The sequence below is a fragment of the Anaerococcus hydrogenalis DSM 7454 genome (assembly GCF_000173355.1).
GTDB lineage: Bacteria > Bacillota > Clostridia > Tissierellales > Peptoniphilaceae > Anaerococcus > Anaerococcus hydrogenalis.
In genome coordinates, this window is the sequence record NZ_ABXA01000039.1 from 1 (window position 1) to 2,636 (window position 2,636).

At 42.6% G+C, this 2,636-nt stretch carries 1 tRNA gene and 2 rRNA genes; all 3 read left to right on the plus strand.

What is annotated here, in order from left to right:
* The first annotated feature begins 532 nt into the window (after positions 1-532).
* Positions 533-2,059, plus strand: a 16S ribosomal RNA gene (locus ANHYDRO_RS06815).
* 98 nt (positions 2,060-2,157) lie between these two features.
* Positions 2,158-2,233: transfer RNA gene (locus tag ANHYDRO_RS06820), tRNA-Ala, on the plus strand.
* Between the two features lie 104 nt (positions 2,234-2,337).
* Positions 2,338-2,636, plus strand: a 23S ribosomal RNA gene (locus ANHYDRO_RS06825); the annotation flags it as partial.

Sequence of the window (2,636 nt, forward strand, 5' to 3'; positions counted from 1 at the left end):
TAAAATTTGCATCAGATTTTTCCCACTTGGAGAAGTTGCAAAAGCTTATGGAANATTTAATGAAGAAAACTCAGCAAGCAAAAGAGCAAATATAATAATAGATGAAGAAGGAATTGTTAAGTGGTCAAAAGAATATCCACAAGCACAACTTCCTGATATAGAAGAAGTAATAGAAAATTTATAAAAAACATTTGACAAAAGTCAAAAAAGATAATATACTAATATAGCTGTTTGATTAACAGCTATATTTTTTATCTCAAAAATAGTACAAGAAAAAAAGTTTTTAAAAAAACTTCAAAAAAACTTGACAGAAAAAAATACGAGATATAATATAATAGTCGGCACCAAGAAAGAGGTCGTGTTAAACAAAAGAATTTAAAAAAATCTTTAAAAAAACTTGACAAGCTTTCAAAAAGGTGGTAGACTTAAATAGTCATTACAAATGACACATGAACCTTTAATAAAACAAAATAAAAACTACAAAGTTAATACTTTGAGACCAAATGAAAATGACAATAGTCAAGATCAAACTTTAATTGAGAGTTTGATCCTGGCTCAGGATAAACGCTGGCGGCGTGCATAACACATGCAAGTCGAACGATGAAACTTAGATGATTTCTTCGGAATGAACTTAAGTGGATTAGTGGCGAACGGGTGAGTAACACGTGAGTAACCTGCCTTACACAAGGGGATAGCCTCTGGAAACGGAGAATAATACCCTATAAAGTCTAATCAGCCCATGCTGGAAAGACCAAAGATTTATCGGTGTAAGATGGACTTGCGTCTGATTAGCTAGTTGGTGAGATAAAAGCTCACCAAGGCGACGATCAGTAGCCGGCTTGAGAGAGTGTACGGCCACATTGGGACTGAGACACGGCCCAAACTCCTACGGGAGGCAGCAGTGGGGAATTTTGCACAATGGGGGAAACCCTGATGCAGCGACGCCGCGTGATTTAGAAGGCCTTCGGGTTGTAAAAATCTTTTTTACGGGATGAAAATGACAGTACCGTAAGAATAAGGTCCGGCTAAATACGTGCCAGCAGCCGCGGTAATACGTATGGACCGAGCGTTGTCCGGAATCATTGGGCGTAAAGGGTACGTAGGCGGCCTAGTAAGTTAGAAGTTAAAGAATATAGCTCAACTATATAAAGCTTTTAAAACTGCTAGGCTTGAGAGATGGAAGGGAAAGTGGAATTCCTAGTGTAGCGGTGAAATGCGCAGATATTAGGAAGAATACCGGTGGCGAAGGCGACTTTCTGGTCATCATCTGACGCTGAGGTACGAAAGCGTGGGTAGCAAACAGGATTAGATACCCTGGTAGTCCACGCTGTAAACGATGAGTGTTAGGTTCTTGGAATAATCTGGGAGCCGCAGCTAACGCATTAAACACTCCGCCTGGGGAGTACGCACGCAAGTGTGAAACTCAAAGGAATTGACGGGGACCCGCACAAGCAGCGGAGCATGTGGTTTAATTCGACGCAACGCGAAGAACCTTACCAAGTCTTGACATATTTCGGAGGGAATTAGAGATAATTCCTTACGACTTCGGTCGACTGAAATACAGGTGGTGCATGGTTGTCGTCAGCTCGTGTCGTGAGATGTTGGGTTAAGTCCCATAACGAGCGCAACCCCTATCGTTAGTTACCATCATTAAGTTGGGGACTCTAGCGATACTGCCGGTGATAAACCGGAGGAAGGTGGGGACGACGTCAAATCATCATGCCCTTTATGACTTGGGCTACACACGTGCTACAATGGCAGATACAGAGGGCAGCGAAAGAGTGATCTGAAGCGAAACTCACAAAATCTGTCCCAGTTCGGATTGTACTCTGCAACTCGAGTACATGAAGTTGGAGTTGCTAGTAATCGCGAATCAGAATGTCGCGGTGAATGCGTTCCCGGGTCTTGTACACACCGCCCGTCACACCATGGAAGTTGGCAATACCCGAAGCCTGTGAGCGAACCTTTTAGGACGCAGCAGTCGAAGGTAGGGTCAGTAACTGGGGTGAAGTCGTAACAAGGTAGCCGTATCGGAAGGTGCGGCTGGATCACCTCCTTTCTAAGAGTAAAAAGTCGGTACGCTGACTTTTACCAAAAGAAAATTAATAAAAAAACTTTGTTTGGAACAAAGTAGACTTTGTAGATTAAAGGTTACATGGGGGTGTAGCTCAGTTGGGAGAGCACCTGCCTTGCACGCAGGGGGTCAAGAGTTCGAATCTCTTCATCTCCACCAAGCCCATAATCGAAAATAACGTTAGGTTACAGTAAATAACCAAACAAAACTCGAACAGGGCATTAAAATGAACCTAAAAAAATTAAATAGCTATAAATATTTCCAGTCAAGGAAGAAAGGGCACAAGGTGGATGCCTTGGCACATGAAGGCGATAAAGGACGTAAGTGAACGAAAACTAGGGTGAGCTCACAAAAAAGCACTGACCCCTAGGTCTCCGAATGGGGCAACCCGGTTGTGGAAGACACAATCATTACTAAGTGAATACATAGCTTAGTAAGGCGATACCCTGCGAACTGAAACATCTAAGTAGCAGGAGGAAGAGAAAGAAACATCGATTTTCAAGTAGCGGCGAGCGAAAGGAAAGAGCCTAACTCATTAGCGATGTCTTAAAGTTAGTCGAAT